Below are 26,683 nucleotides of genomic sequence, written 5' to 3'. Positions count from 1 at the left end.
TCTCTGGTGGTATCCCAATACCTGTATCTGTAAACTTTATCACAACATTTCCACCTTCGGAAAGCGTTTCAATTGTAAGCTTGCCTCCGTTTTGCATAGCATCTTTTGCATTTATCATCAAATTCAAAAAGACTTGCTGCAAATAAACCTTGTTCCCATAAATTAATGGCAACGCGGGATCAAGTTTTAAAACAACCTCAATATCATTGTATTTAAACTGATAACTGACAAGCGTCAATATCTCCTGAATGGCGAAGTTGATATTAACTGGCTCAAATTTGAAATCCTCTGGAACTTTTCTTGAAAAGTTCAAAAGTCTTCTCGTTATCTGCGCGATTTTCTCAACTTGTTCTCTAACTATTTCAATTCTTTTCGGCAAATCACGCCCAATTTGTATAAGTTGGATGTGTCCAAGCAAGATTTGAAGCGGGTTATTTATCTCATGTGCAATTCCACCAGCAAGCTCACCAACAGCTGCGAGTTTCGCTGCTTGAATCATTTGCGCTTGCGTTATTTTTAACTCCTCATTTGCTTTTAAAAGAGCATTATAATTTTTTGAATTTTCAACTGCGACGGCTGTTTGATTAGCAAGAATCGATAGCAAAAGCAAAATTTGATTTGTGAAATCAATCTGTTTTTTATTGGTGTGAATTAAATAAATCCCAATCCCTTCGTTTCTTAACACCAGCGGAACTATGACAAAATTTTTCTCATCAAACTCATCAAGTGATGTATTTATATCAGGCAAAACAATGCTTCTTTTTTCCCTCAACACATAATCAACTATACCATCTTCAATATATACCTCCATAATTTTGTCAAGATATTCACCACCACGATCCGAAAGTTTTTTAAAGCACTTCGACTCCCCATCATAAACATAAACATTGCAATCTATTACAGGTATCACCTGCCTTGTGAGTTCAATAAGTTCTGTTACTATATCCTCAGGGTTTAGAGCTGTGCTTATCTTGGTTGATAATCGCTGGATTAATAGAATTTCATCAATTGAGTCTTTAAAATCACTTGTCGCCCTTGATTTTAAATCGATCTCCCTTTTCAAAAGTTCAACTGTTCTTTCAAGTGCTTTAATATAAATTTCACGAGACTCGATGAACTTCTCAATTTGTGGCAGGAGCTCTTCAATTATTTCAGGATCACCAGTCCTAAAATTTCTTCGTTTCATAATTCATCAGAAAAAATTTGGTTCTTAGCAAAGTCAGTTCGAATTTTTGCTTTATACAACTCAAAGAAACCGTCATTCAAGAAGTTTACATCGAGTTTTAAAACTTCAAGTACATTGTTAAAATTTTCATCAAAAAATTCGTCATGATCGCCATAATTAATGTTAAAAATTCCCATCTTGGCACAAGTATATTCGGCTAAGTAAACAAGCGATGGCAGAATTGAATTTCTTGGCGCCAAATGCGGCTGATGATGAAACGATATTGCCTCAACAAGTTGCTCTGGAAAATTCCACTTTTCAGCAAGCCATGAGCCGATCTCGTAGTGTGTTGAATTGTCAAGAAATCTTCGTTCTATTTGCTCAAAAGGAAATTCACGCTTTCTCCCAATTTGAACGATCTCTTTAAATTCTTTTTTAAAATACTGGGCTATGACCAAAATCCCGATATCGTGCAAAAGCCCAGCGGTAAAAGCTTCGCCTGAAACCCTGTATCCAAAATCTTTAGCCAAATGCTTTGTCGTTATCCCTACGAGAAGGGAATGCCTCCAGAACTTTTCAAGGTCAAAATCTTTATCAAGTTTATTTGCGAGTGAACTAGCAAGCGAAACACTTAGAACAATCTCCTTAAGCGTTTCAAACCCAAGAACAACGATGGCGAAATTAATCGTTGATATTTGCTTCGGAAAACCATAAAATGGAGAGTTTGCAACTTTTAAAACCTTGGCTGCAAGAGCTTGATCTTGTGAGATCACCTCTCCAAGTTTAGCTGCACTTGTTTTTGGATTATCAACAAGCCGAATAACCTCCATAGCAACCGCTGGGAACGGAACAAGTTGAAGTATGTTTTGAATTCTTTGCTTTATGCTAGCCATATTTAAAATGCGAATTTGCTTTTCAATGAAGCGCGAATTTTTTTCAAAGCATTTGAATGCAATTGCGATATCCTCGATTCGCTTAATTTCAAGACATCAGCGATCTCTTTGAATGTTAACTCTTCGTAATAATAAAGCACAAGAACCAATCGTTCCTTCTCCGAGAGCTTCTTCAATTCCTCAGATATCGCCTGCTTAATTTCATTTTCAATCAAATTTTCCTCTGGATTTTTATCCTCGCTTTTAACAAACTCACCAAGTTCTGTGCTTTCACCAACTGTTAAGTTGAAAGATATATTTTTCGATGCATGCTCAAGCGCCGTAATTTGATTATATTCCTCAATTGTCAAACCCGCCTCATCTGCAATGAGTGAATTCCCCGCTATGTCCCCAACTTTATTCTCAACCCTTATCCTGGCTCTGTCTATTTGATCAATTTTATTTCTCACAGACCTTGGAAGATTATCTATCCTCCTTATCTCGTCAATTATACTACCCCTAATTCTTGTATAAGCATATGTTTCAAATTTAACCCCAACCGAAGGGTCAAACTTATCAATCGCATCACTCAAACCAATCATCCCGATGTTAACAAGGTCTTCTTCCCCAAGCAACGCACCAGCATAGCTCAACCCCATCTTTCGGACAATTCCCCTTACAAAATTGATGTAAAATGCCATCAACTTTTTCTTTATCTCAGGATCACGGCTCTTCCTGTAAATTTTGAGAAGATTTTCTGGCGTTTCACTTTGTTCCCTATTGATAGAATCCGCAAACATCTTCTAATCCCTGTAAATTTTTAACGCTTCAGCTTTTTAAACCATTTGAATTTGAAATCTCATCTTTCCCAACCTCACCCTTTTTCAAAAAGACAAATAAATACGCTATCAAAAACATCATTAATGTTGACATAACGAACAAGATAAAAGATTTAGCAAGGGCAATTATTATGTCCATTCCCTGCAACCATAGAGTTACAATTGAAACAAAAAATAAAAGTAAGCCTATTTGAAATATCACAGCTCTCATAGCTCCATTAACCTCCCGAAAAATGAGTTTTGCTTTTTAACTCCATTAAGGGATAAAAGTTTCATTGCAATTTTATTTAAAGCGATGGAAGCTGCGGATCTTGGGAATGCCTCAACGAATGGTTTCTGCATCATTACGGACTTGGGGACGACAAAGTCAGTAGGAACTGAACCAATATAATCTACTCGCACACCAAGAAATTTTTCCGCTGCAAGTGATAACCTATTTGCAATATCTGATGGATCTACAGAGCCGTTGACATTGTTGACAATTAGCTTTGCATTTGCTTTTCCAGTTTGGTAATAAACAATCTTTATAACCGCATACGCATCCATAACTGAAGTGGGCTCAGGCGTAACAACAAGTATATAATCATCCGAGAAGCCAAGAAGTTTTATAACTTCTTCCGATATTCCAGCTGGGGTATCAATTAGAATGAAATCAAACTTTTCCTCAAAATTTAAAACTTCATTAATAACCTGAATTAATCTTTCGCCTGAGATTTTAGGGAAATTTACAACTCCTGAATTGGCAGGAATAAGTTTAAGGTTTTCCCTTATTTCAATTAAAACATCTTCAATTCCAACCTCACCACGGATGAAATCAAGAAATCTAAATTTCGGTGTGATGCCAAGCAAAATATCCATGTTTGCAAGGTTAAGGTCTGCATCATAGATTAAAACTTTTTTCTTATTTTTACTTAAGATCAATCCAAGGTTTAATGTTATATTTGTTTTCCCACAGCCACCTTTGCCACTTCCAACTGCGATTACATGTGCGGATCGGCTTCGCTGGTTTATTCTTTCAGAAACAATGCTTCTTAACTTTTCAGCTTGATCAACGATCATAACAAAACTTCCTTATAAATTAAGTTTGCGATCACCTTCGGCTCAGCAACTGCTATATCATCAGGAACATTTTGACCAGTTGTGATATACGAAAGTGGGAGCTTTGTCTTGTAAGCCATGTTAAGAATATAACCCAAACAAATAGCTTCATCTACCTTTGAAAACAGCAATCTATTTGGAACCAAAACCTTAAATCGATTGTAAACATCGATCATATTTTTATAACTTGATGTTGCGCTTAGAACAAGGTGCACCTCATCAGGATCAGCACTTTTTATAAACTTTGCAAGCTCAAAAATGTGCTCTGATTGCCTTTGGTTTCTTCCAACCGTATCAATCAAAATTATATCTTTGTCTTGGTGCTTTCTCACAAGGCGTGCCATGTCCTCTGGAGTATAAGCGACATCCATTGGGATGTTTGCGATATTTGCAAATGTTTGAAGCTGTTCAATTGCCGCTATTCTATAGGTATCCGCTGAGATCAGCGCCACCTTTGCATTTTCAAATAGCCTATAAATTGCTGCCAATTTTGCAACTGTTGTCGTTTTTCCAACCCCTGTTGGTCCAACAAATGCAAGCACAAATGTTTTTCTTCGGACAGGTTTAACTGGCTTTGAAAATTTCACCAACTCCGAAATTATTTTTATTATTTCCTCCTCGACCCTCTTTTCGTTCCTTAACTCATCCCCACTCAAATTCGTAAGCACCGCGCGGGCAATTTTATTTGCAAGCCCCTCTTCAACTTCTTTCTCAATCAGATTAACAAATGCCTTTCTCAAAGCCGCAGGATATTGAATTGAGCTTTTATACTTTAAATGCTCAGTTATCTGATTTAATGCCTGTTTTACTTCCTCAATCTCGCTTTTTATCTCACTATAATCATACCTCTCAAATGATTCTGCGTCTATTTCTTCGCCTGAATTTTTCCGCCTCGCTTCAATATCCTTGCTCATTTTCTTCAAAAGATCAACTGTGTTCCCAGAAATATCTTCACCGTTGCTTTTATGTTTAAAAATTTTCTCATCCTCAACTGCGCCGACAATCTCTATCATCTCTGGCTTCAAAAAGCCAAAAATTCCAGGCTGTTTAATCCTTCTCGTGCCGAGAACTATCGCATCTTCCCCAAGCTCCCTTTTCATGATTTCAGTGGCTTCCTTTAGCGTTGGTGCAACAAACTTTTTAATCCTCATTTAAATTTCCATTTGTGCTTTTGTTTAACTTCAAATTTATACTATTTCAAAGGCTGTGCCATAACTTCTACCCTTATGATTTCCTTAAACTTCTTCAATTTCAAAAGCATCTAACTTTAAAAAAATGGCTAATATTGAACAGATGGCGCGGATTTTTACACAATGCAGAGAATTGTAATCCCCATCACAAAATTAGCTACCATAGGTTAGTAAATTAATTTGCGAGGTTTATTACCCGCTCTTGACTTTTATTTTTAAAATTTTTATATTGAGTTTGATGTGAAATTACGGGTAAAAACAAAACTTGTTCTTAAAAATCCATGGAAAAAATAAATACTAACGGGCAAACTTTTTTTCAAACTGAAGAAGAGACTATTAATTTATACGAAGTTATACAAGTTCTTTACAGAGGCAAATGGCTCATAATTCTCGTGTTTATTTTGGTTGTTCTTGCAACAGCGACATTTACATTTATGCAGGACCCAATTTATGAATCAACAGCCGTGGTTTTGATAGAAAAAGGGAAAAAGGGGGTAGGGTTAACAGAGGCATTTGATATAACTGGGCTATCGGAGCAAAGAAATATTAAAAATGAGATAGAGATACTAAAAAGTCGTTCACTTGCCGAGGCGGTAGCAAAGAAGTTGATCGAAAGAGTTTATGTTGATCCTGAAAATAAGAAAGACACAATCCTTGTGATACTCCCATCGAAAAAAGAACTGAAAGAAGGAATAAAGCCATTTGCAAAAATTGAAACAATCCTTGAGAGATTTAAAGAGGATGTTAAAATTGAATCCCCCCGTGATGCCGACATAATTAAAATTACAGTTAGAAGCAAAAACCCTAAAGAAGCGGCTTTAATTGCTAATACCTTCGCGGATTCCTACTATGAGAGGAACCTTATGATGAGCAGAAATGAATCGAGAAGCGTAAGAATGTTCCTTGAGGAACAACTTGCCGAAAAGAAGAAACTCTTGAGCCAAGCGGAAGCTCAACTTGAAAATTATATGAAACAAGCTGGTGTAGTGGCGCTTGATGAGGAATCAAAAGAGCTTATCAAACAGCTTTCAGACCTTGAGTCAAAGCGCGGTGAAACCATCGTTGATATATCATCTGCGAAGAGAAAACTGGATTCATACCTTGAACAGATAAAACAAATCGAACCAGAATTTGTAAAGGTTGCAACAGAGGCGCTCGATCCATACATAAAATACCTGCAAGAAGAAATAGCAAAACTTGAGGTAACAAGAGATCAAATAATCGCCCAAAATCCAAAAGTCGGAAGCCAGGAGGTTTTAAATAAGAGTTTAAGAGAAATTGATGAACAACTTGCTTCGTTAAGAAAGAAACTGCAGGATAAAATATCCGAATTTTTGAAGATTGGGTTTGCAAGCTCAGGAAGCCCAGGGACACAGTCATATGATCCAACTGGATTTGTTAAGGAGTTGAAGCAAAAAATTCTGCTCACTGAGATTGAAATGAGTGCTTATGAGGCAAGGAAAAAAGAACTTGATAGGCTGATCGAGCAACTTAATAAGAAGTTTGAAACAATACCATCAAAGCTAATTGATTATGCTCGACTTGAGCGCACAAGATTAAGCAATGAAAAACTTTACCTTTTGATTGAGGAAAAATATCAAGAAGCAATGATCGCAGAGCGTTCACAATTTGGATATGTTCAAATAATTGACTATGCAACTCCGGGGATAAAGCCTGTAAGTCCAAAAGTTCATTTGAATTTGATAATAGGCATCGTTTTGGGGCTTGGATTAGGTGTGATGATTGTTTTCGTCAGAGAATTCTTCGATAGAACGGTGAGATCGCCTGAGCAACTTGAAAAACGTGGTTTCACAGTGCTATCGGCCATACCCGTAATTGAAGTTGAAGCTAAACTTGACGGTAAACAATTAAAGAAAGATGAAGGTAGAAATATAGCTGCTCATTTGATAACTCACCTTAATCCAAAGTCACCAGTTGCGGAGGCTTATAGAGTCTTGAGAACAGGAATTCAATTTGCAAAGCTTGATAGAAAAATTAAATCAATTGTCGTTGCAAGCGGTGCACCCAAAGAAGGGAAATCAACAACTGCCTCAAATCTTGCAATTACAATGGCAAAGGCAAATCTGAAAACTGTTCTCATTGACACAGATTTAAGACGTCCTGTGCTGCACAGGGTTTTCGGAGTCAAAAGAGAACCTGGCCTTACGGATTATCTATTCGATAGAGCTGAACTAGACGAGATTTTTAGAAAAACAGATATTGAAAATCTTTACCTTATTCCTTGCGGTGTTGTACCACCAAATCCATCTGAGCTACTTGGCTCAGAAAAGATGAAAAAATTCGTTGAATATCTTAAATCAAATTACGACCTTGTTGTTTTCGACACGCCACCACTTGTTGCGGTAGCGGATGCACTAATTCTCGCAAATCAAGTCGATGGTGTTCTGCTTGTTGCCTCAGCCGGAAAAACAGAAATTGATGTGCTTGACAAAGCCCGCGAAATGATCCAACGAGTGGAAGGCAATGTAATCGGTGTTCTATTAAATAACTTTGATGCAAGTGCAACATACGGGACTTACTACAGATACTACCGCTACTATAGATATTATGACTATTACGGGGCAGATAGAGAAAAGGGCGAGGGAAACGCTTAAGATTAAGTAGCAGTGGGATAATCAAAACCGCCTAATCAGTAAAGATTTTAATTCTCTTAAACGGCGGGATTGATTTTTAAATAATTAAGGTGAAAATTTTTTCGCTTTGAAAATAAACTATATTGGAGGTGCTGGCAAAAAAGATGGAACTAAATTGGTATGTCCTTCAAACTAAATCAAAGCAGGAAAATCTTGTTGAATTATATTTAAGTTCTGCCAACATCGAAGTCTTTAACCCAAAAATTCAAGAGATTCGCATCGTCAGAGAAAAAAGAAAAAAAGTCACCGTTCCGCTTTTCCCCTGTTATGTCTTTGCAAAATTAAGTCCGAGTTTATTTGACCTTGTCATCTACACGCGAGGGGTAAGGAAAATTTTGGGTGTTAATGGCAGACCAAAACCAATCAAAGAATCAATCGTTGAAACCATAAAGGAAAGAATAAATGGAAATAACCATATTTATATTCCTGAAAATTGCACCTTGGAAGAGTTTTGTCCAGGGGATTATATAGTCGTGGTTGACGGTCCGTTAAAAGGTTTTGTCGGCGTCGTTGAGAAAGTTAGCACTACGAAGGCAATAGTTATGTTAATCTCTATGGATTATCAAGTTAAGGCAGAAATTCATAAATTTTTACTTCGCAAAATTGACCCAGAGGATTTGGAGTAGAAAATTCATAGCTTTGATACCAGATAGCAAAGTTGGGAACAGAGAAGTCCGCCATAGATTCCGAATATATTTCCGGCAACTGCCATAAGGAGACCGACGGGAGCAAGTGCACTTTGATAAACTGAGGCAACAATTGGAGCCGTGACGGGACCTCCGATGTTGGCTTGACTGCTTGTCGCCATTAAAAACATTGGAGCTTTTATCAATCTACCGACAACAAATAAACATGTCGCATGTATTAATATCCAAATAACGCCCATAAGCATAAAAACGGGAGTATCAAATATGCCCTGAATATTGGCTCTTGCACCGACCGAGGCAAGCAAAAGATAAAGCATAAAGTTTCCAACATGAGTCGAGCCGGAATGTTCAAGTTCTGACAATTTAGTAAAAGATAAGATGACGCCGATCGAAGTTGCAATTATAATTCCCCATGTATAGTGAGTTATTATCACGCCTATCTCAGGTAATAAATTTCCAGCTTTTAAAGACAAAATTCCAACTGCAAACGCGATAAAAATCATAGTTGCAAAATCGATAAAATTTAAGAATCTCTTTTTAGATTCTTTTAACTCTTGGACTTTTTTATTTAATTCCACCAAAATTGTTTTATCAACGCGATTAAATTCATCAACCTTATCCTGATATGCTGATAAAAATATGACAACACCCATCCATCCATAACCAACTACGGTATCGACAACTATCAATGGTGCAAGAAGCGACTCGGGCGTCCCGATGCTTTGAGCTACTGCAAGCATTGTCGCGCTTCCACCGATCCAACTTCCAGATAATGCACCAATACCCTTCCATGCATCTACCGGCAGCCAATGTTTAAAAATTAGCATAACTATTGGACCACCAATGATAATACCAAACGAGCCAGTAAAAAACATAATTATAGCCTTGAAACCGAGTTTTACCACAACAGGTATATTGGCAGAAAGCAAAAGCAAAGCAAGCGCAGAAGGCAAAAGATAAGTTCTTGTCCAAACGTAAAACTCAGACTCCCTTGGAATTATGCCAACCGCTGATGAAAGCATTGGAAGGAAATAAACCCAAATTACAGGCGGGAGATACTTAAAAAATTTCGATAAGAATTTTACATTGCTTGCCTTATAAATCACAAAAATTAAAAAAACAAGATACCCAAAAATTTCGGTTGGATTTGTGAGCAATTTATGACAATTTTATTTTTCAATTAATCGCTTTGCTTTGACAAATGTTTTATATCTATATTCATTAAAATTTGGCGCTTTCGGGTCAAAGCTATCAATGCTAACTTTTCCAGAACAATGAATAAATTCCTTATTCCCAAGATAAATACCAACATGCGTGATTTTTTCGGGTTTTCCATCCTCAGACTTTTGACCAAAAAATAGCAAATCACCCGGCTTTAAATTTTCAAAGTCTTTCCCTGGGTCAATTTCAACGCCAAGGCGAGATTGTTGATCCGCATCCCGTGGAAGCTCAAAGCCATTAATCTTGAAAACGATCTTAGTGAAACCTGAACAGTCAAACCCCTTAACACTTGTTCCACCCCAAAGGTAAGGAAAACCAACAAACTTTTTAGCGGTGTTAATTATACTGCTTGTGCTCAAACTTAAACTTTTTCTCCATTTTTCTAAATCATCAATCTGAGCTTTTTCAACATATCCTCTTCTACCATCGGGTAGAACAACACCAACCCATTCCCCTTCATATTTTTCAACACCAAGAACATCACCCATAACAAGGTCACTAACTGGGATAGATTTTTTATCTTTTTGAGAATAGACGAAACCGAAGTAATCGACAAAAATTATCTTTTTTATCCTTTTCCATTCTTCGAATTCACTTAAATTAAAAATTTTCAACCCTTCTTCTTCAACCCATCCAAGATAGCTTTCGGGTGGCTCTGTTTGAACGAAATACCAATAACCATGTCGTTTTAATATCTTAACATTGCTTCCCATCAAAACTTGATTGACAAGCTCAGCTTGATGCATAGGTTTTGACCTCATATTCGCAACGCTCACGGATACAACCCCATATATCTTATTGCCAAGCTCCGGAGATGGTAAGACAATAATGCTATCAACCACATTTGGAGAAAGTTGTTTTAATTTCAAAATTAATTCCGCTTTTGCCTTTTCTACTGTCGTTTCGCCCTTTGATATCAAAGCATCACCTTGCCTATAAATTACAACCTCAAAAACATCAACCCTTTTATCGGGAACATATTTCTGCGAAATCTCCCGAATTAAGTTTTCATATACACTTTCAACTTTCTCTTGAGAGAAAAGCGGTAAGGCAAAGGCAAGAAGGCACAAAATTTTTCTTATCATAACCTGCTCCTTTTGCTTATTTTAAATGTAAATTAGATTTTGTTTAAAAAAACTTTTTTGTTATTTTTAAATTGAACTTGGGCGGTTAGCTCAGTTGGTTTAGAGCGCCACCCTTACAAGGTGGAGGCCAGAGGTTCGAATCCTCTACCGCCCACAAGTTTAAAATTTATATCCAATTTTTCTCAAAAATTCTTTCCTCTTTTGAATATCCTCCTCACCCTCAATCCCTTTGGTCTTAAGTCCATCAATTACACCAAGAATCCCACGCCCCTGTTCTGTTTCTGCTATTACAACTTCAACTGGATTTGCAGTTGCACAAAAGATTCTGCACACCTCTGGAACCATTTTAATCGCATTTAAGATATTTATCGGATAACCGTTATCCATAAAAATGATAAACGAGTGCCCTGCAGAAAGATTTAAAGCGTTCTTCTTTGCAAGTTCAATCATAGCATCATCATTTCCAGCCCATCTGACAAGAGCCGGTCCAGAAGATTCGCAAAACGCTATTCCAAACTTCAAATGTGGTTGAGTTGTGACAATTGCTTCATACAAATCTTCTACAGTTTTTATAAAGTGTGCCTGACCAAGTATAAAATTGATGTTGTCTGGCTTTTCAATTTTCACAATTTTTAACTCCATAACTTCACCCCCAGTTTATTTTTACTTTATTATTCCAAGTTGAGCTAAGCTTTTAAATTTATCACCAGCAATTATGATATGATCAAGAAGTTTTATCCCCAAGATTTCACCCGCTTGATAGATTTGTTTCGTCACTTCAATATCCATTTTACTTGGTTCGGGATTTCCACTTGGATGGTTATGCACAAGAATTATGCTTGCAGCAAGTTCATCAATGGCTGGTTTAAACACTTCCCTTGGGTGAATTATACTTGAATTCAAATTCCCCTCGGATACAACGACATCTTTAAGTATTCTATTTGCTGTGTTAAGAAGTATAACGATTAAAATTTCTTTTTTAAGATCAGAAAGTCGGGGGATGAAAATTTTAGCTACATCTTCTGGGGACATGATTTGCGGTTTTTCCAAAGCGGATTCAGATTGAATTCTCCTTGAAAGTTCAAACGCAGCCGAAATCACCACAGCTTTCTTTAGTCCTATACCTTTATATTTTTTCAAGTCGCTCAGGTCTTTACGAGCAAGTTCACGCAAACTTCCAGCATCAGATAAAATTTTATTCGCAAGGTCTATAGCAGATATTTTCTTCGTACCCGAGCCAATTAAAATGGCAAGAAGTTCGGCATTTGAAACTGAGCGAGCCCCATACTTTATAAACTTCTCCCGTGGTCTTGTTTCAAGCGGTAAATCTTTTATCCGAAGCCTATAGTTATCATCTGAGTCATATTTTATTGTGCCACCGTCCATTGTGATATTCTCCTTATTAGATTGTCCTTAAAGACAAGGATTGAAACTGAGTTATTAACCCTATCATCGTTAAAAACTATATCACGCCCAATACCAACTGTTTCATATTTTTTCAACCCTGCGTAAACCTCATCAGCTGTCAGTTTGCCCTCGCTAATTATTTTTAAAAGCAATCGAGTCACATCATAGCCATAAACCGAAAATTCATCTGGCTCCTTTTGAAACTTTTCCTTAAATAATTTTGCAAATGCTTCAAATGAGGGGCTATTAAAATCAATGTATTGCCCGCTTGTGAAAATAACGCCATCCGTATATCTTCTGTTCATGTAAAGTTCGTCAAAGTTGTTCCACACATCGTTACCTAGTATTTTGACTTTAATATCGTGATAATAAATTTGCGAGGAAATTATACCGATAAAATCAGGATTTAAAATTGGTGCAAATAAACCAACTTCACCGGAAGAAACATCTTGAAGCGAAACCTTGAGTGATTCAACTCCTGCAATAAAATTCCTAAAATAGGGACGAAGATCAGTCTCATCGGGATTGTAAAATTGTATTCCAAGCACACTTGCTGAATTTTTCTTGACCTCGTCAACAAAAGCATCAACAAAAGGTTTTATCATTTTATCATTTGGAGCTAAAATAAGAAAGTGCTTCAATCCAAGGGCGAAAATTGCAAACTGCGCCAGCGCCCTTGAGCGAAGTGAATAATTTGAGTTAAATTGAAAAATGTAACGGCTTAATTTAGTTAAACCATCTGATGTCGCCGTCGGAGAAATTATTGGTATTTTGACTTGATCCCCAAATCTTGCACAAAGTTCAACATCCTCGCTATAAATTGGACCAATTATACCCAAAAGATCAGGATAATTTTTGAAACTTAACAATTTCTGATCGACATCCTCATTTGTATAATATCTGACTTCAATGCCAACCTTTGGATTTGAACTCATGTTATGCTCATCAATTGCTACTTCTACACCATTTAAAATTGACTCGCTCAAACTTTGCCCCTTGGGAAGCAAAACCCCGATTTTCACCTTAGGACGAATAAGAAGTCGATCAAAGTAGTTAATTCGATACAACAACTTTCCATAAAATTCTGTCCCACTAAAATATCTTAGCTGTTCCGAAACATATTTTTTTGAATTTTCTATCTTTCCAGATGAGATAAGGTTATTCGAAATTCGCATCACAACCAAGTACCTTATCTCTGGAGTCAACTCAAATTTTTCAATCTCGTTAAGTTCATCAAAAGAAAGCGAATCAATTATAACGGAAGCGATTTCAACATATTTTGATTTTTCGTGTTTTGATTTTGAGATCGCTCGATCGAGCTTAAGTATGGCTTCCTTAAAGTTGCCGAATTTAGAATAGATCAAAGCAAGCGTGTAAAAAGCATCTTCGATATAATCACTCGTCGGGAACTCATTAACAAATTTCTTCAAAAGCTTTTCCGCATCTCTATACCTGTCAAGATAACAAAGCGATTTTGATGCCATGATGTAGCTTGCCGTCGTGCGATGATTCAAACCAAGTGAAATAACAGAATCGAAATTTGAATAAGCATTTAAAAAATATCTAAAACCAGCCGTGTCAGCCTGAACGATGCGTGCATTTAAACCAAGTTTAAAGAAATCGAGTCCAGATTTAAAAAGCGAATCAGCAACTGGATTGTAAATTTTTTCGCCCTGTCCTAAAAGTGTAAAGCTAACAAAAAATAAAAGCAAAGCCACACGCAAGAATCTAACCATTTTTCAAAAGCTTAAGTTTTTCATCTATTTTGAATTTAGCATTCGGATCAATCCTCAGCGCTTCATTGAAAAACTTATCTGCTTCGTTGTTATCACCACGATATTTGTAAATCAAACCAAGATTTATAAACGAGTCAACAAGGCTTCCATCGAGTTGGATAGCTCGATTAAAATACCTTTCAGCTTCCTCTATCTCCCCAAGCTCAAGTGAGATCTCACCACATATTTCCCATAGAACTGCCTTATTGGGTTCAAGATCAATCGCAGTTTCAATAGCCCTTTTAGCTTCATTAAGCTCGCCAAGATTCCAATATGAAATTGCAAGCAAATGATAAAGGGTGTAGTTATATGGCTCCCTCTTTATGCCCCGTTGTAAGTAATCAATCGCTTCTTTGTAATTGCCAAGTTTTATAAGTATCTCCCCAAGCGATTCAAACGCCTTTGGAAAATCAGGATCAAGCTTTAAAACTTTTTTAAATTCTGCTTCCGCTTCAAGATAATTTCCCTTATGATAATATGCAAGCCCAAGATTATAATGAACAACTGGGTAATCAAGAGATAAAAGCGGTATGTAAAATTTTATCGCCTCATCAAACCTTTTTGATCTAAGACATATGTTCCCAAGCATAAAGAGAACTTCTTCATTATTCGGTTCAAGTTCATACGCCTTTCTCAATAATTTTTCAGCGCTGTTTTCCTTGCCAAGTTTTATGTAGATAAAAGCGAGTTCAATATAAGCCTCAACGAAACTTGGATATTCACTTATAAGTCTATGATAAATCTGCATCGAATGCAGAACCTTGCCTGAGTCAAAATATTTTCTTGCCTTCTCCAAAGATTTTCTTATGGTCGCACTTAACATTTTTCACTCCCATTCAATTGTTGCTGGGGGTTTTGTGGTTATGTCATAAACAACCCTGTTAACCCCATTAACTTCATTTACGATCCTTGCGGAGATTTTTTCAAGCACATCATATGGTAACCTCACCCAATCAGCCGTCATCCCATCTTGGCTCGTTACAACCCTTAAAGCTATAACATATTCATAACTTCTCTCGTCCCCCATAACTCCAACCGATCGCACTGGTAAAAGCACAGCAAACGCTTGCCAGATTTTATCATAAAGATTTGCATTTCTTATCTCTTCAATCAAAATTTCATCGGCACTTCTCAAAATCTCAAGTTTTTCAGGTGTAACTTCGCCAATTACCCTAACAGCAAGACCTGGACCTGGGAACGGATGTCGATTTAATATCTCATCACTAAGCCCAAGTGCTTTTCCAATCCGTCTCACTTCATCCTTGAAAAGTTCTCTGAACGGTTCTATCAATTTAAATCTTATCTTTTCAGGAAGTCCTCCAACATTGTGATGCGTTTTTATCTTTGCTGAAGGTCCCCTGTAAGAAGTTGACTCAATTACATCAGGATATAAAGTTCCCTGCGCAAGAAATTCAACATCTTTAAATTTCTCAGCCTCTTGTTCAAAAACTTCAATAAATGTATGCCCAATAATTTTCCTTTTTTCTTCTGGATCAATTACATTGCACAATCTTTTAAGAAAAATTTCACCAGCATCAATATAATAAACTTTAATTCCAAGCTGTTTAAACATTTCAACTATTTCTTTCCCTTCGTTTCGTCGCATTAAACCATTATCAATATAAATTGCGATTAAATTTTCACCGATAGCCCTGTTAAGTAAAACAGCGAGCACTGTTGAATCAACTCCACCGCTTACGGCACACATAACTTTTTTATCTTTGACCGTTTCTCTTATCTCCTTTATCTCATTTTCAATGAAAAATTCAGCGTTCCATCCACCTTGGCATTGACAAATTCTGTACACAAAATTTTTCAATATCTCAAATCCCTTTTCAGTATGCACAACCTCAGGATGAAATTGAACACCGTAAATTTTCTTTTCCCTGTTTCGTATCACACAGATTGGGGAATTTTCTGTTTGCGCTATAACTTCAAATCCAGGTGGTGCTTTCACAAGAGCATCTCCATGACTCATCCAAACTGTTATCTCTGAGTTTAAATCATAGAAAAGATCATCATCTTTTTCTATTTTTAAAATCGCCTTTCCATATTCTCTTTTTGCAAACCTATCAACCTCACCCCCAAGTTTATAAGCGATCAACTGAAGACCATAGCAAATCCCAAGCACTGGAATCCCAAGCTGGAACAATTTCACATCGACTTGTGGAGAACCATTTTCATAAACACTTGCAGGGCCACCCGACAAAATTATTCCTTTGGGCTTTATCTTTGCAATTTCATCAACAGGAAAATTAAAGGGTTGAATTTCAGAATACACGCCAGCCTCTCTTATTCTCCTTGCTATGAGCTGTGTATATTGGGAGCCAAAATCAAGTATAAGAATGAATTCGTTAGGTCGCATTAATATCCGAGTTCATTGAGTTTTAGTTTAATATAAAAAAATTTTTAAAATTTGCACAAGAAATTTTTTTCTTGAGGCACTTTCTATTAAATTTTTAACAAATCTCACAAATTCAAAACAAAATAGAAGAAAGCGATGCAATATCGTATCCTTGGCAGAACAGGTCTTCAAGTATCTGAAATTGGATTTGGAAGTTGGGGAATTGGAGGGAAGATGTGGGCGGATTCAAACGATGAAGAATCGATAAAAGCTTTGCACAGAGCAATTGAACTTGGTGTTAACTTCATTGATACTGCGCTTGTTTATGGCGATGGACATAGCGAAAGGTTGATCGGAAAAGTTTTAAAGGAAACGAGAGAAAATGTTTATGTGGCGACTAAAATACCCCCTAAAAATATGGTTTGGCCAGCTTTAAAAGGAACTCCACTTAGAGAAGTTTTCCCTTATGAACATATCATAAAATCAACAGAACAAAGTTTAAAAAACCTCGGCGTTGATGCAATCGATCTTCAGCAATTTCATGTCTGGAATGATGAATGGGCAAGGATGGATGAATGGTGGGAGGCTATACAAAAATTGAAAGAAGAAGGCAAGATAAGATTTTTCGGCGTTTCAATAAACGACCACGAACCATGGAATGCAATTGAACTTATAAAAACAGGCAGGGTTGATACCGTTCAGGTAATCTACAACATCTTCGATCAATCTCCAGAAGATGAACTCTTTCCAATTTGCATGCAATACAACATTGGGGTGATCGTTAGAGTCCCATTTGATGAAGGAAGCTTGACAGGAAAGATAACACCAGAGACAAAATTTCCAGATGGAGACTGGAGAAATAGATATTTCAGAGATGATAGAAAACAACAGGTATGGGAAAGGGTGAAAAAACTCGAAAAACTTCTCGGGAACGAAGCACAGACTCTAAGTGAGCTTGCTCTAAGATTTTGCCTAAGCCATGAAGCAGTTTCAACCGTTATTCCTGGGATGAGAAAAGTTCAACATGTTGAGGAAAATGTAAAAGTTTCAGATGGAAGAAAACTTTCCCAAAAAATGTTGTTCGAGCTGAGAAAACATAGATGGGTGAGAAATTTCTATCGGTGAGACAAAAAATTAAAAACCCCCTCTTTACAGAGGGGGTTGATCAATTATGCAAACTGATCAAACAATTTTTCCAATCTTTCTTTCTTAACTGATTCGTCAATCACGCCATCAAACTTAGATACAATCTTTTGAAGGTTATCCTCAAATGTTGGTCGCTCCTCACGATAAAATATCCCAGTGTAAATCTTGTCCTGAGACATTGCAAGTTCAAACGCCTTCAACTTATTTGTTGGGTCATGCTCAGGCGGAATTTCGACAACTCTTTCCCGAACAAAATCAAATGTGATTTCCATATTGAAAGTTGGGCATGGAGATATAACATGAACTGCCGCAAAGCCTTTATGTTTTGTCGCTTCGATAATCAGTTGAGTCAATTGCTTGGTGTTTGAAGAAAATCCACGGGCAACGAAGGTAGCACCATAGGCAAGAAGAAGCATAACCGGATTAATTGGCATTTCAAGAGCACCATAAGGTGTCGTTGTGGTTGTCATTGTCAAGGTTGAAGTTGGGGAAACCTGACCCTTGGTTAAACCATAGATTGCGTTATCAAGAATTATGTAAACTATATCAGGATTTCTTCTTGCTATGTGCGGGATATGTCCACCCCCAATGGCAAAACCATCCCCATCTCCACCTACAACAAAAACTTCTAATTCTGGATTTGCAATCTTCACACCAAGCGCAACGGGCAAAGCCCTTCCATGGACTGTGTGAAGATTGTAACCCCTCACAAAGTGCGGGAATCTGCTTGAACAACCAATCCCTGAAACAATGCTTAACTTATGAGTCGGAATTTTTAACTCCCCAAGTGCCCTTATAAAAGCTGCAAGCACTCCATAATCACCACAACCTGGACACCATGTTGGCTTAACTTCACTTTTATATTCGACTTTTGCCTGCTTTATTTTTTCCATTACCTCGCTCATTTTGACACCTCTATTATTTTATTGTAAATTTCCTCAGATGTGAAAGGAACACCACCATAATTGTTAACTTTTATCGGATTGTAATCAACAAATGTTCTCAATATATTTGCAAATTGACCATGATAATTTTGTTCAACGACGATAACTTTATCGTAGCTTTGGATAATTTCTTTAATCTTTTTCCTTGGCAACGGATTTAAAATTCTCGGATGATAATGACTGACCTTTATCCCATCCATCTCCGCTTTCGCAATCGCTTCTCTTATAGCCCCATAAGTTGAACCCCAAGAAACAATCAATATTTTAGCTCCATCAACTTTATAGTAATCACTATCCTCGTTTTCAAGCACTTGAATCAATGTTTCAAGTTTTTTAAATCTTTTCTTTTGCATCTCGGTATGAACCTTCGGCGTGTAATTTGGATTTCCGCGCTCATTATGCTCAAGTCCCGGCGCTATATACTCAAAACCAGGATGTCCAGGTATCGCTATCGGAGCAAGTCCAGTTTCAGTTATTTTATAACGAAGATATGAATCATTTTGGTGTTCGTAATCAGGCTCAATTCTATTCACAATTTTTACTGAGTTAATGTCTGGCTTTGGGATAGCTTCTGTTTGATAAGCAAGAACTTGATCTGAAAGTAGTATAACAGGCATCTGATATTCTTCGGCAAGATTAAAAGCTCTAATCGTCTCATAAAAACAATCACTGACATTTGCTGGAGCGATAACAATTCTTGGAGCTTCACCTGGACCACCAAATACAGCGTGATAAAGGTCAGTTTGTTCAGTTTTACTTGGCATCCCAGTTGAAGGTCCAGCCCGTTGAACATCGACTATCACAACGGGTAATTCAGCCATTGATGCATATGTCACAAGCTCAGTCATTAAAGCAAGCCCTGGACCAGATGTTGGTGTCATAACTTTAACACCTGCGTATGAAGCACCCACGCATGTCGCAAGAGCAGATATTTCGTCCTCGTTCTGAATCACCTTGCCACCGAATCTCGGAAGATATCTTGCAAGAAATTCAAGAATTGGGGAAGCCGGCGTAATTGGATAACCGACCGCAACTTTACAACCCGCTGCTATCGCTCCAAAACCAATAGCTTGATTTCCCGAAAGGATTACCCTATTTTCTCTCTTTTTAGGTTCCCCAAGACGAAATCTGCTTAACTCATCAAGATATCTATTTGCATATTCGATTCCGCTTCTAAAGGCTGTTAAGTTCTGTTCAAGGATTTTTTCACCCTTGCGCTTGAACTTATCAACAATTTGATATTCCGATTTTTCCGGCGGAATACCAAGCACCGCAGTTAAAAATCCAGTTGCAACCATATTTTTTGCAAGATGCGTACCTGCTGACATCGCAAGCTCCTTAAGCGGTACTTCATACTTTTTCTTTGTAAAGTTCTCAGGTGGCTTACACTCCGCTGGATCATAAAATAAAACGCCATCATCTGCAAGAGCAGAGGCATAGTTATCAAATGCCTCTTGATTAAAAGCCATCAAAATGTTTAGCTTGTCTCCCATTGAATAAATATCATTTGGGCTTACACGAAGTTGATACATCGCAAGCCCACCCTTAATCTCCGCAGGGAAGGTTCTAAATGTAAAAACACGATATGACGATCTCGCTGCAGAATAAGTCAATATCTCCCCAGCGCTCATCACACCTTCTCCACCTTCACCACCAATTCTTACTACAACATCGTTTAATTTAGAATTTACTGACATTTTTCGCTAAAGGTTCTTTTGTTTTTAAGAAAAATTGGCTAAAAATGGAAAAAGTTTCATAATGTAAGCTGAAACAATCCCGAGTGAATTCGTAAAAATTAAAATTCCAAGCAAAATTAAAATCACACCGCTTACAATTTCTACTAGATTTAAATGTTTCCTTACCTTCGAAAACCATTTGAAAAATAAGTTAACGCTCAAACTTGTCACTATAAATGGAATTCCAAGCCCAAGCGAATAAACTGAAAGCAATAAAATTCCCTGCTTTACCGTCTCTTGCTGCGATGCAAGCACAAGAATCGTTGCAAGCACTGGTCCAATACACGGAGTCCATCCAAATGCAAAAGCAAAGCCAACGACGAAAGCTCCAATTAACCCAAGCGGTTTACCCTGCGTCCTCAATTTTGCTTCGTAATTCAAAAACTTTATCTTAAAAATCCCAGTCATATGTAAACCGAACAAAACTATTATAACTCCAGCGACTTTTGAAATCACATTCATATTATCTGATAAAAACTTTCCAACAGCGGTCGCCGAAGCACCAAGTGAAACAAAAACAACAGAAAAACCAAGCACAAAAAACGCAGAACTTAGAAAAGTTTTTATTAAAAATTTTCTCGCATTTTCCGAATCTTTCAACTCCTCAAACGAAAGTCCTGAGATAAAGGAAATATACCCCGGCACAAGAGGAAGAACACATGGGGAAAGAAAAGACAAAACCCCAAACAAAAACGCCGTAAATAAACCAACGCTTTCCATTTCGAACCTCATTTAAAAATTTTTAAGATAAAAAAACCCGACCCAAAAGGTCGGGATCAGCAAAATTAGTTAATTTAGTTTTTGGTATCCTTTTCCTCTTCAGCCTGGACGACATTAAGATTAATTTTAGCATTAACCTCAGGATGAAGTTTTACCGGAATTTCATATTTCCCAAGCATTTTTATCGGCTCATCAAGTAAAATCTTCCGTCTATCGATTTCAAATCCAAGCTTTCTGAGTTCATCCGCAATCATTTGAGCGGTCACAGAACCAAACAAACGTTCATTTTCTCCAGCTCTCATCGGGATCGTAATCTCAACCTTTGCAAGTTCTTCAGCTAGCTTCTGAGCCGACAATCTTTCTCTTTCAAGCTTAAATGCTTTTTGCTTCTTCTCGGTTTCAACCATTTTTATATTTCCTGGCGTAGCAGGAAGAGCTATACCACGCGGAATTAAGAAATTCCTTGCGTAACCATCTTTTACCTCAACTATATCTCCAAATTTCCCAAGATTTTCAAAATTCTGACGCAATATAACCTTCATCTATTCCCTCTCCAATTTAAATTTTGTTCAAATTACTTCACTGCCTCAGCAACAAATGGAAGCAAAGCAAGATGTCTAGCTCGCTTAATAGCTCTGGTCAACTGACGCTGATGCATCGCACAGTTACCACTCACCCTGCGTGGAATTATCTTACCTTGTTCAGTTAAAAATTTTCCAAGCTTTTTCTCATCTTTATAATCGATGTATATCTCGCCAGCTTCGCAAAATCTACATATCTTTTTCTTTCTTAAGCGTAATACTTTTTCTTCGCTCTCAACCATGACACCTCAAGTTAAATTTATTTTTGTTTAAATTTTTGGTTCTTCATTTGAAAGATATTTGTTCAAAGCGTCCGACTGCTGACCTTGGGAAGAAGAAGACTGTGATTGCTCTCCCGCATTCCCAGAAACGGGTGCCCTCCTATCGAGAAATTGAATTCTCCTTGCTTTGATCTCAACAACTGTTCTCGTCCTTCCATCAGCTGTTTTAAGATTTCGACTTTGCAATTCACCCTCAACAAGAACAGCGCTTGATTTTTTCAACCTACCTCTACAAGACTCAGCAAGCTTGTTCCACGCAACAACGCCAACGAAACAGACATCTTCTTTCCACTGCCTTTTGCTATCACGAAATCTGCGATTTGATGCAATGGTGAAATTAACAACCGGTGTCCCTCTCATTGTTTGGCGAAACACCGGATCTTTAGTTAAATTTCCAACTATGACAACACTATTCAGCTCAGGCATTTTGAATTCTTTAGCCATAGATCGTTCCCTCCATCATTTAAGTTTTAACATATTTTTTAAACAGAAAAAGGAAACTCTATTCTTCTTCATCCTCTTCAAAACTTTCTTCTTCGGTCTGTGCAATTGATTCAACATTACTAAGCCCAAGATGTTCAATTGTAATTCTTCCACGCCTTTTCTCTTGCTCTTTCGCTTTCAAAGCTTTCTTAGTAACAACAACCGTGAGATATCTCATTATATTCTCATCAAGCTGAAAAGCTCTCTCAAGCTCACTTACTATCGTTGGCGGAGCAAAGTATTCAAAGTAAACATAAAAAGCGCTATTCTTTTTGTTTATCGGATACGCAAGCCTTCTTCTTCCCCACCTCTCCATTAAAATTATCTCGCCACCACGATCCTTAATAAAATTTTCATATTTCTTGATGATCTGCTCAATTATTGGATCATCAAGCGAAGCATTAATTAAAAATGTTGTCTCGTACCATCTTCTTGACAACATGTTTTTAGGAATTTTTCTCGCCATTAAATTAACCTCCATTCGGTCTTTTATTTTTAAAAAATTTTTCGGAGCTGGGAAGCATTGCCCAGATCATGGAGTTTTGTTTCCAGTCATTACTTTTTTATTAAACCTATTCATTGCCGTTAGAATCCCATCACTGATAAAACAAAATGTTGCTTCAACCGCTCGATCTATCATATCATTTACTTTTTCAATTTCATCATCATCAAATTTTGAAAGGACGAAATCAACCATATTTTGCATCTTCTCAGGATTCCCTATGCCACACCTCAGCCTTGGGAACTCAATTGTCTTCAAATGATAAATTATTGAATAAAGCCCATTGTGTCCCCCATCGCTTCCTTTCTGCCTAATCCTTATCATCCCAAGCGGTAAATTTAAATCATCACATATAACCCAAATATCTTTAACATCGATTTTAAATTGTTCAACTACATCTTTCACGGCTACTCCACTGTTGTTCATATATGTCAACGGCTTGACAAGCAAAATCTCTCTACCCTTATACTTTCCCGAACCAATCACATACTCACCTTTTCCATGTTTAAAATCAATCTTAAGATTTTTTGCGATCGCATCAACCACCATAAATCCGACATTATGCCTTGTCATTTCGTATTCACTCCCAGGATTTCCAAGTCCAAATATAGCAATCATTTTTATATAAATTACTCAGATTCAGGCTTAGATGGTGCTGAAGGCTGGGCTTCCTCTGCTGGTTTTGCCTCAGCCTCTGCCTCGAGCTCAATACCTCTCGGTGGCACAACCGCAACAACAACCGCAAGCTCATTCTCAAGAATCTTGACTCCTGGCACATTCAAATCACGCACATGAATTGAATCACCGATATCAAGATTACTTATATCAACTTCTATATGCTCAGGGATTGCATCGCTTAAACATTCAACCTCAACTGTATGAAGCAAGTGCTCAATAATTCCGCCTTTCTCAACACCTGGGGCTTTACCAACAAGTACGATCGGCACCTCAAGCGTGATTTTTGCGCCAGCCTTTAAGCCGTAAAGATCAAAATGAATTGGTTTATCAGTTACAGGATCAAATTCAACTTCTTTTAAAACGCACTTGAATTCTTTACCATCTCCAAGTTTTAACTTGACTATATGCGCCTCCGTAGTATAGATCAAATTTTTTAATTCAGATTCTTTCACTGCTATTGGCAAAGGTTCATCGCCAGGGGCATAATAAATTCCTGGAACTTTGCCCATCATTCTTAAACGATTAGAAGCGCTCTTTCCAGTCTTCCTTATCTCTGCATTCAAAACTATTTCAGTCATATTTAAAATTCTTTAGTTTTCAATTTCAAACAAAACACTCAGTGATTCGTTACAATGAATTCTTTTTATCGCTTCCGCAAAAATCTTTGCAACGGAGCGAACTTCAATTTTTGGCGATTGCCTCTTAAGTGGAACTGTATCTGTCACAAGAATTTTCTCAACAGGTGCATTTTCTATTCGATCAATCGCATCACCAGATAAAATCGGATGCGTGCAAGCACCGTAAATTTTTTTCGCACCTCTCTCAAGTAAAGCATCTACAGCATTTATAAATGTCCCAGCGGTATCAATTATATCATCGACTATTATTATTGTCTTTCCTTTCACTTCCCCAACAACATTCACAACTACTGATTCATTAGCGCGTAGTCTTCTTTTGTCGATCAAGATAAGCTCCGCATTTAATCTTTTGGCATACCCTCGCGCGAACTTTACACCACCGATATCAGGCGAAACAACGACAAATTCTTCGTTGATCATCTCTCTTATCGCAGGGACAAGCACAACAGCCGAATAAAGATGGTCAAAAGGAATATCAAAAAAACCCTGAATCTGGGGAGCATGCAAATCCATAGTTAAAACCCTATCCGCACCCGCAACAGTTATCAAGTTTGCAACAAGCTTTGATGTTATCGGGACTCGCGGTTGATCCTTCCTATCTTGCCTTGCATAGCCAAAATAAGGTATAACTGCAGTAATCCTGCGTGCCGATGCTCTCTTGGCAGCATCAATCATTATCAAAAGCTCCATCAGATTATCTGATGGGGGGAAAGTTGACTGGATAATAAATACATCATTTCCACGAATATTCTCAAGATACTTGACCCAAATCTCGCCATCTTTAAAATTCCGTATCTCACATTGGCCAAGCGGTTCTCCTATTTCCTCAGCTATTTTTTCAGCAAGTCCTCTACTCGCCCTACCAGAAAAAATCTTAAGCTGACTCATTCACACTATTTATTACTTTTTCATCGCTCATCAAGTCAACGTTAAAGATAAAAAAAACTTACAAATTAACCAAACATAAAAAATTTCAGCTGGGGCGGGAGGATTCGAACCTCCGAATGGCGGCTCCAAAGACCGCTGCCTTACCGCTTGGCGACGCCCCAGAAAGAGCCACATCAAGGCAATAATAATTTAATAAGGAAAAAATAATTTTTCAAATCTAACTGTTTGCCCTTTAAAAATTTATTTGCTATCTTTCAAGAGACAAAATAAACTTGAAATCGCCGTGATTAGATATACTTTGATCCTGATAATTTTAAACTTTTCGCTTTTAATTGCAGGTGGAAACTCGACTTATGAATTTCTACGACTTGATGTAAGTCCCAGAGCCTCTGCTCTTGGGGGAAATTTCATTGCTATGGTTGATGACCCAACACTTTTGTTTTATAATCCAGCGGGTTTATCCACACTAAAAAATTCGTATGCGAGCGTTGGTTTTTTTAAACATCTCATTGATATAAATCTCGGTTACGGTGTTTACACATTAAACTTAAAAAATTTGGGAAACATTGGAATTGGATTTATTTACATAAACTATGGCAACTTTAACCAAACGGATCGTTACGGGAACCAACTTGGTTCATTTTCAGCTGGCGAAATTGCAATCATAGGCGGATTTTCAAGGGAATATGAAAGATTAAAATACGGCATAAGTTCTAAATTAATTTATTCATCAATTGCTGGCGCCCGATCAATTGCGGTTGCGATCGATATCGGCGGGATGTATGTCATCGAAGAAAAAAATCTAAATATCTCACTTACATTAAACAACATCGGAACCCAGCTTAACAGCTACATCTCACTTAAAGAAAATCTACCATTTGAAGTCAAATTCGCCATTTCCAAAAAACTCGAACACCTGCCACTTCTGCTGAACATTGGCTTAAGCAAAATAAACGAACCAACGCAAAAAATTCAAGATAAATTTAAAAACTTTACAATCGGCGGTGAATTTAACATTTCGGAAAATATCGATTTTAGGTTCGGATACAATAATGAAAGAAGAAGGGAGATGAAAATCACCCCTGCGCTTGATTTAACTGGCTTCTCATTTGGAATTGGCTTAAAAATTCAAAACTATAGATTCGATTATTCCCTGATATCGCTTGGTAAAATCGCCTCATTACATCAAATAGGTTTAACTATCAAAATTTAATTTATGCGATTTTCTTCACATCAATTATCTTCTCAGGGACTGTAAATAAACTTCCACCAAGATGATGTATCGTCTTAGCCTCTTCAAGATTTACTTTTAGATGATCGTCGAACAACTTCTCCTCAACGATTGCCCTTAGAACTTTCCCAATAATTAAATTATGGTCACCCGCTGGATAAATACTTTCAACCTTGCATTCAATATTTGCAATACATTCCTTTATCAGAGGTGCCGAAATAAATTTTGCTTTCTCCCTTGTTAATTTTGTCCTTTCAAACTTATCTACATCTCGACCCGAATTTTTCCCACAAAAATAAACCTCCTTTAAAATTTTAAGTGTTGGAAGGTTGATGGCAAATTCTTTGCTTTTTTCGATCAACTCATAAATAAATCTTTCAGGTGCAATTGCAACGGCAACGAGAGCTGGCTCTTTGCTCACTGGAACATTCCAAGCGACAGGTGTGACATTATCCCTATCCCCAAATTTAGCAGTTATTAAGACCACCCCACCAATGTTCAGTAGACGATTTGCCTTATCAAGTGAAATTTCCCTTTTCATGGTTTGTAAAAGCTTTA

The 26,683-nt window shown here is 37.3% G+C and carries 28 protein-coding genes and 2 tRNA genes; 5 read left to right on the top strand and 25 right to left on the bottom strand.

Going from position 1 to position 26,683, the window contains the following annotated elements:
- From AWW78_RS09975 to flhF, 6 genes are all read right to left on the bottom strand, one after another.
- Positions 1 to 1,186, bottom strand: a 1,186-nt coding sequence (locus tag AWW78_RS09975) for a sensor histidine kinase (RefSeq protein WP_047133589.1), incomplete at its 3' end; no start/stop codon positions are given.
- A complete protein-coding gene (locus AWW78_RS09970; protein WP_047133588.1) occupies positions 1,183 to 2,058 on the bottom strand; it encodes an HDOD domain-containing protein in 876 nt (291 codons plus the stop codon). The genes AWW78_RS09975 and AWW78_RS09970, both read right to left, overlap by 4 nt.
- Before the next feature lie 2 nt (positions 2,059 to 2,060).
- Entirely contained in the window at positions 2,061 to 2,837 is a 777-nt protein-coding gene (locus AWW78_RS09965; protein ID WP_047133587.1) for a sigma-70 family RNA polymerase sigma factor, read from the bottom strand.
- Positions 2,838 to 2,865: 28 nt separating this feature from the next.
- Entirely contained in the window at positions 2,866 to 3,087 is a 222-nt protein-coding gene (locus AWW78_RS09960; RefSeq protein WP_047133586.1) for a hypothetical protein, read from the bottom strand.
- Positions 3,084 to 3,935 (bottom strand): MinD/ParA family protein, encoded by an 852-nt coding sequence (locus AWW78_RS09955; RefSeq protein WP_075426275.1) that lies wholly within the window; start codon positions 3,933 to 3,935, stop codon positions 3,084 to 3,086. The genes AWW78_RS09960 and AWW78_RS09955 overlap by 4 nt, the downstream gene beginning before the upstream one ends.
- Positions 3,932 to 5,125 (bottom strand): flagellar biosynthesis GTPase FlhF, encoded by a 1,194-nt coding sequence (flhF, locus tag AWW78_RS09950; protein WP_047133585.1) that lies wholly within the window; start codon positions 5,123 to 5,125, stop codon positions 3,932 to 3,934. The genes AWW78_RS09955 and flhF overlap by 4 nt, the downstream gene beginning before the upstream one ends.
- A gap of 320 nt (positions 5,126 to 5,445) precedes the next feature.
- Between flhF and AWW78_RS09945 the strand changes: the two genes are divergently transcribed.
- Both AWW78_RS09945 and nusG read left to right on the top strand, forming a co-directional pair.
- Positions 5,446 to 7,779 carry a GumC family protein gene (locus AWW78_RS09945; RefSeq protein ID WP_047133584.1) on the top strand — a complete coding sequence of 778 codons (2,334 nt, stop codon included), beginning with the start codon at positions 5,446 to 5,448 and terminating at the stop codon, positions 7,777 to 7,779.
- A gap of 143 nt (positions 7,780 to 7,922) precedes the next feature.
- A complete protein-coding gene (nusG, locus tag AWW78_RS09940; protein ID WP_075426274.1) occupies positions 7,923 to 8,444 on the top strand; it encodes a transcription termination/antitermination protein NusG in 522 nt (173 codons plus the stop codon).
- 5 nt (positions 8,445 to 8,449) lie between these two features.
- Here the strand turns inward: nusG and AWW78_RS09935 are convergent, their stop codons facing one another.
- Both AWW78_RS09935 and AWW78_RS09930 read right to left on the bottom strand, forming a co-directional pair.
- Complete coding sequence (locus AWW78_RS09935; protein WP_047133583.1) at positions 8,450 to 9,622, bottom strand: DUF819 family protein; 1,173 nt, start codon at positions 9,620 to 9,622, stop codon at positions 8,450 to 8,452.
- Positions 9,623 to 9,634: 12 nt separating this feature from the next.
- Positions 9,635 to 10,771: a C40 family peptidase gene (locus AWW78_RS09930; protein ID WP_047133582.1), complete on the bottom strand. Its 1,137-nt coding sequence runs from the start codon at positions 10,769 to 10,771 to the stop codon at positions 9,635 to 9,637.
- A gap of 79 nt (positions 10,772 to 10,850) precedes the next feature.
- Here AWW78_RS09930 and AWW78_RS09925 point away from each other — a divergent pair.
- Positions 10,851 to 10,925, top strand: a tRNA-Val gene (locus AWW78_RS09925).
- Positions 10,926 to 10,930: 5 nt separating this feature from the next.
- Here the strand turns inward: AWW78_RS09925 and AWW78_RS09920 are convergent.
- Genes AWW78_RS09920 through guaA form a run of 5 tightly spaced genes read right to left on the bottom strand, consistent with a single transcriptional unit; the run spans position 10,931 to position 16,318 of the window.
- Complete coding sequence (locus tag AWW78_RS09920; RefSeq protein WP_047133581.1) at positions 10,931 to 11,413, bottom strand: adenosine-specific kinase; 483 nt, start codon at positions 11,411 to 11,413, stop codon at positions 10,931 to 10,933.
- A 21-nt stretch (positions 11,414 to 11,434) separates the two neighbouring features.
- Positions 11,435 to 12,157: a RadC family protein gene (gene radC, locus AWW78_RS09915; protein ID WP_047133580.1), complete on the bottom strand. Its 723-nt coding sequence runs from the start codon at positions 12,155 to 12,157 to the stop codon at positions 11,435 to 11,437.
- Complete coding sequence (locus AWW78_RS09910; protein WP_047133579.1) at positions 12,139 to 13,914, bottom strand: penicillin-binding protein activator; 1,776 nt, start codon at positions 13,912 to 13,914, stop codon at positions 12,139 to 12,141. Before AWW78_RS09910 ends, radC begins: the two co-directional genes overlap by 19 nt.
- Entirely contained in the window at positions 13,907 to 14,776 is an 870-nt protein-coding gene (locus tag AWW78_RS09905; RefSeq protein WP_047133578.1) for a tetratricopeptide repeat protein, read from the bottom strand. The genes AWW78_RS09910 and AWW78_RS09905 overlap by 8 nt, the downstream gene beginning before the upstream one ends.
- A gap of 3 nt (positions 14,777 to 14,779) precedes the next feature.
- Positions 14,780 to 16,318, bottom strand: a complete 1,539-nt coding sequence (guaA, locus tag AWW78_RS09900; RefSeq protein WP_047133577.1) for a glutamine-hydrolyzing GMP synthase — start codon at positions 16,316 to 16,318, stop codon at positions 14,780 to 14,782.
- Between the two features lie 135 nt (positions 16,319 to 16,453).
- Here guaA and AWW78_RS09895 point away from each other — a divergent pair, with 135 nt between their 5' ends.
- Positions 16,454 to 17,422 carry an aldo/keto reductase gene (locus tag AWW78_RS09895; protein ID WP_047133576.1) on the top strand — a complete coding sequence of 323 codons (969 nt, stop codon included), beginning with the start codon at positions 16,454 to 16,456 and terminating at the stop codon, positions 17,420 to 17,422.
- A gap of 44 nt (positions 17,423 to 17,466) precedes the next feature.
- Here the strand turns inward: AWW78_RS09895 and AWW78_RS09890 are convergent, their stop codons facing one another.
- The 11 genes from AWW78_RS09890 to AWW78_RS09840 form a co-directional block, all read right to left on the bottom strand.
- Positions 17,467 to 18,348, bottom strand: coding sequence for a 2-oxoacid:ferredoxin oxidoreductase subunit beta (locus AWW78_RS09890; RefSeq protein WP_234697935.1), 882 nt, complete (start codon positions 18,346 to 18,348; stop codon positions 17,467 to 17,469).
- Positions 18,345 to 20,084, bottom strand: coding sequence for a 2-oxoacid:acceptor oxidoreductase subunit alpha (locus tag AWW78_RS09885; RefSeq protein ID WP_047133575.1), 1,740 nt, complete (start codon positions 20,082 to 20,084; stop codon positions 18,345 to 18,347). The genes AWW78_RS09890 and AWW78_RS09885 overlap by 4 nt, the downstream gene beginning before the upstream one ends.
- 24 nt (positions 20,085 to 20,108) lie before the next feature.
- Positions 20,109 to 20,843 carry a cytochrome c biogenesis CcdA family protein gene (locus AWW78_RS09880; protein ID WP_047133574.1) on the bottom strand — a complete coding sequence of 245 codons (735 nt, stop codon included), beginning with the start codon at positions 20,841 to 20,843 and terminating at the stop codon, positions 20,109 to 20,111.
- Between the two features lie 74 nt (positions 20,844 to 20,917).
- On the bottom strand, positions 20,918 to 21,385 hold the full coding sequence (gene rplI / locus AWW78_RS09875) for a 50S ribosomal protein L9 (protein ID WP_047133573.1): 468 nt from the start codon (positions 21,383 to 21,385) through the stop codon (positions 20,918 to 20,920).
- Positions 21,386 to 21,417: 32 nt separating this feature from the next.
- A complete protein-coding gene (rpsR, locus tag AWW78_RS09870) occupies positions 21,418 to 21,666 on the bottom strand; it encodes a 30S ribosomal protein S18 (RefSeq protein WP_047133572.1) in 249 nt (82 codons plus the stop codon).
- A 27-nt stretch (positions 21,667 to 21,693) separates the two neighbouring features.
- Complete coding sequence (locus AWW78_RS09865) at positions 21,694 to 22,149, bottom strand: single-stranded DNA-binding protein (protein WP_047133571.1); 456 nt, start codon at positions 22,147 to 22,149, stop codon at positions 21,694 to 21,696.
- A gap of 58 nt (positions 22,150 to 22,207) precedes the next feature.
- Positions 22,208 to 22,654, bottom strand: coding sequence for a 30S ribosomal protein S6 (gene rpsF, locus AWW78_RS09860; protein WP_075427010.1), 447 nt, complete (start codon positions 22,652 to 22,654; stop codon positions 22,208 to 22,210).
- A gap of 66 nt (positions 22,655 to 22,720) precedes the next feature.
- Positions 22,721 to 23,308 (bottom strand): aminoacyl-tRNA hydrolase, encoded by a 588-nt coding sequence (pth, locus tag AWW78_RS09855; RefSeq protein ID WP_047133570.1) that lies wholly within the window; start codon positions 23,306 to 23,308, stop codon positions 22,721 to 22,723.
- Between the two features lie 11 nt (positions 23,309 to 23,319).
- A complete protein-coding gene (locus AWW78_RS09850; RefSeq protein WP_047133569.1) occupies positions 23,320 to 23,946 on the bottom strand; it encodes a 50S ribosomal protein L25 in 627 nt (208 codons plus the stop codon).
- A gap of 12 nt (positions 23,947 to 23,958) precedes the next feature.
- A complete protein-coding gene (locus tag AWW78_RS09845) occupies positions 23,959 to 24,894 on the bottom strand; it encodes a ribose-phosphate diphosphokinase (RefSeq protein ID WP_047133568.1) in 936 nt (311 codons plus the stop codon).
- An 89-nt stretch (positions 24,895 to 24,983) separates the two neighbouring features.
- A tRNA-Gln gene (locus AWW78_RS09840) sits at positions 24,984 to 25,055 on the bottom strand.
- 122 nt (positions 25,056 to 25,177) lie between these two features.
- On the opposite strand from AWW78_RS09840, the gene porQ reads away from it, so the two are divergent.
- Positions 25,178 to 26,107 (top strand): type IX secretion system protein PorQ, encoded by a 930-nt coding sequence (porQ, locus tag AWW78_RS09835; RefSeq protein ID WP_082349238.1) that lies wholly within the window; start codon positions 25,178 to 25,180, stop codon positions 26,105 to 26,107.
- A 1-nt stretch (position 26,108) separates the two neighbouring features.
- Here porQ and AWW78_RS09830 read toward each other — a convergent pair whose 3' ends face one another.
- The gene (locus AWW78_RS09830) at positions 26,109 to 26,666 is read right to left on the bottom strand and encodes a flavin reductase family protein (RefSeq protein WP_047133567.1); all 558 of its coding nucleotides are present in this window, start codon (positions 26,664 to 26,666) and stop codon (positions 26,109 to 26,111) included.
- Between the last annotated feature and the right edge of the window lie 17 nt (positions 26,667 to 26,683).

The organism is Candidatus Kryptonium thompsonii (assembly GCF_001535985.1).
Classification (GTDB): Bacteria; Bacteroidota; Ignavibacteria; order Kryptoniales; family Kryptoniaceae; genus Kryptonium; species Kryptonium thompsonii.
Note: the sequence above shows the minus strand (reverse complement) of the source record. Positions and strands in the feature narration are given on the sequence as shown.

Coding starts and splice junctions, on each gene's coding strand:
- AWW78_RS09970 (WP_047133588.1), bottom strand. CDS start 2,058: ATGGCTAGCATAAAGCAAAGAATTCAAAACATACTTCAACTTGTTCCG.
- AWW78_RS09965 (WP_047133587.1), bottom strand. CDS start 2,837: ATGTTTGCGGATTCTATCAATAGGGAACAAAGTGAAACGCCAGAAAAT.
- AWW78_RS09960 (WP_047133586.1), bottom strand. CDS start 3,087: ATGAGAGCTGTGATATTTCAAATAGGCTTACTTTTATTTTTTGTTTCA.
- AWW78_RS09955 (WP_075426275.1), bottom strand. CDS start 3,935: ATGATCGTTGATCAAGCTGAAAAGTTAAGAAGCATTGTTTCTGAAAGA.
- flhF (WP_047133585.1), bottom strand. CDS start 5,125: ATGAGGATTAAAAAGTTTGTTGCACCAACGCTAAAGGAAGCCACTGAA.
- AWW78_RS09945 (WP_047133584.1), top strand. CDS start 5,446: ATGGAAAAAATAAATACTAACGGGCAAACTTTTTTTCAAACTGAAGAA.
- nusG (WP_075426274.1), top strand. CDS start 7,923: ATGGAACTAAATTGGTATGTCCTTCAAACTAAATCAAAGCAGGAAAAT.
- AWW78_RS09930 (WP_047133582.1), bottom strand. CDS start 10,771: ATGATAAGAAAAATTTTGTGCCTTCTTGCCTTTGCCTTACCGCTTTTC.
- AWW78_RS09920 (WP_047133581.1), bottom strand. CDS start 11,413: ATGGAGTTAAAAATTGTGAAAATTGAAAAGCCAGACAACATCAATTTT.
- radC (WP_047133580.1), bottom strand. CDS start 12,157: ATGGACGGTGGCACAATAAAATATGACTCAGATGATAACTATAGGCTT.
- AWW78_RS09910 (WP_047133579.1), bottom strand. CDS start 13,914: ATGGTTAGATTCTTGCGTGTGGCTTTGCTTTTATTTTTTGTTAGCTTT.
- AWW78_RS09905 (WP_047133578.1), bottom strand. CDS start 14,776: ATGTTAAGTGCGACCATAAGAAAATCTTTGGAGAAGGCAAGAAAATAT.
- guaA (WP_047133577.1), bottom strand. CDS start 16,318: ATGCGACCTAACGAATTCATTCTTATACTTGATTTTGGCTCCCAATAT.
- AWW78_RS09895 (WP_047133576.1), top strand. CDS start 16,454: ATGCAATATCGTATCCTTGGCAGAACAGGTCTTCAAGTATCTGAAATT.
- AWW78_RS09890 (WP_234697935.1), bottom strand. CDS start 18,348: ATGAGCGAGGTAATGGAAAAAATAAAGCAGGCAAAAGTCGAATATAAA.
- AWW78_RS09885 (WP_047133575.1), bottom strand. CDS start 20,084: ATGTCAGTAAATTCTAAATTAAACGATGTTGTAGTAAGAATTGGTGGT.
- AWW78_RS09880 (WP_047133574.1), bottom strand. CDS start 20,843: ATGGAAAGCGTTGGTTTATTTACGGCGTTTTTGTTTGGGGTTTTGTCT.
- rplI (WP_047133573.1), bottom strand. CDS start 21,385: ATGAAGGTTATATTGCGTCAGAATTTTGAAAATCTTGGGAAATTTGGA.
- rpsR (WP_047133572.1), bottom strand. CDS start 21,666: ATGGTTGAGAGCGAAGAAAAAGTATTACGCTTAAGAAAGAAAAAGATA.
- AWW78_RS09865 (WP_047133571.1), bottom strand. CDS start 22,149: ATGGCTAAAGAATTCAAAATGCCTGAGCTGAATAGTGTTGTCATAGTT.
- rpsF (WP_075427010.1), bottom strand. CDS start 22,654: ATGGCGAGAAAAATTCCTAAAAACATGTTGTCAAGAAGATGGTACGAG.
- pth (WP_047133570.1), bottom strand. CDS start 23,308: ATGATTGCTATATTTGGACTTGGAAATCCTGGGAGTGAATACGAAATG.
- AWW78_RS09850 (WP_047133569.1), bottom strand. CDS start 23,946: ATGACTGAAATAGTTTTGAATGCAGAGATAAGGAAGACTGGAAAGAGC.
- AWW78_RS09845 (WP_047133568.1), bottom strand. CDS start 24,894: ATGAGTCAGCTTAAGATTTTTTCTGGTAGGGCGAGTAGAGGACTTGCT.
- AWW78_RS09830 (WP_047133567.1), bottom strand. CDS start 26,666: ATGAAAAGGGAAATTTCACTTGATAAGGCAAATCGTCTACTGAACATT.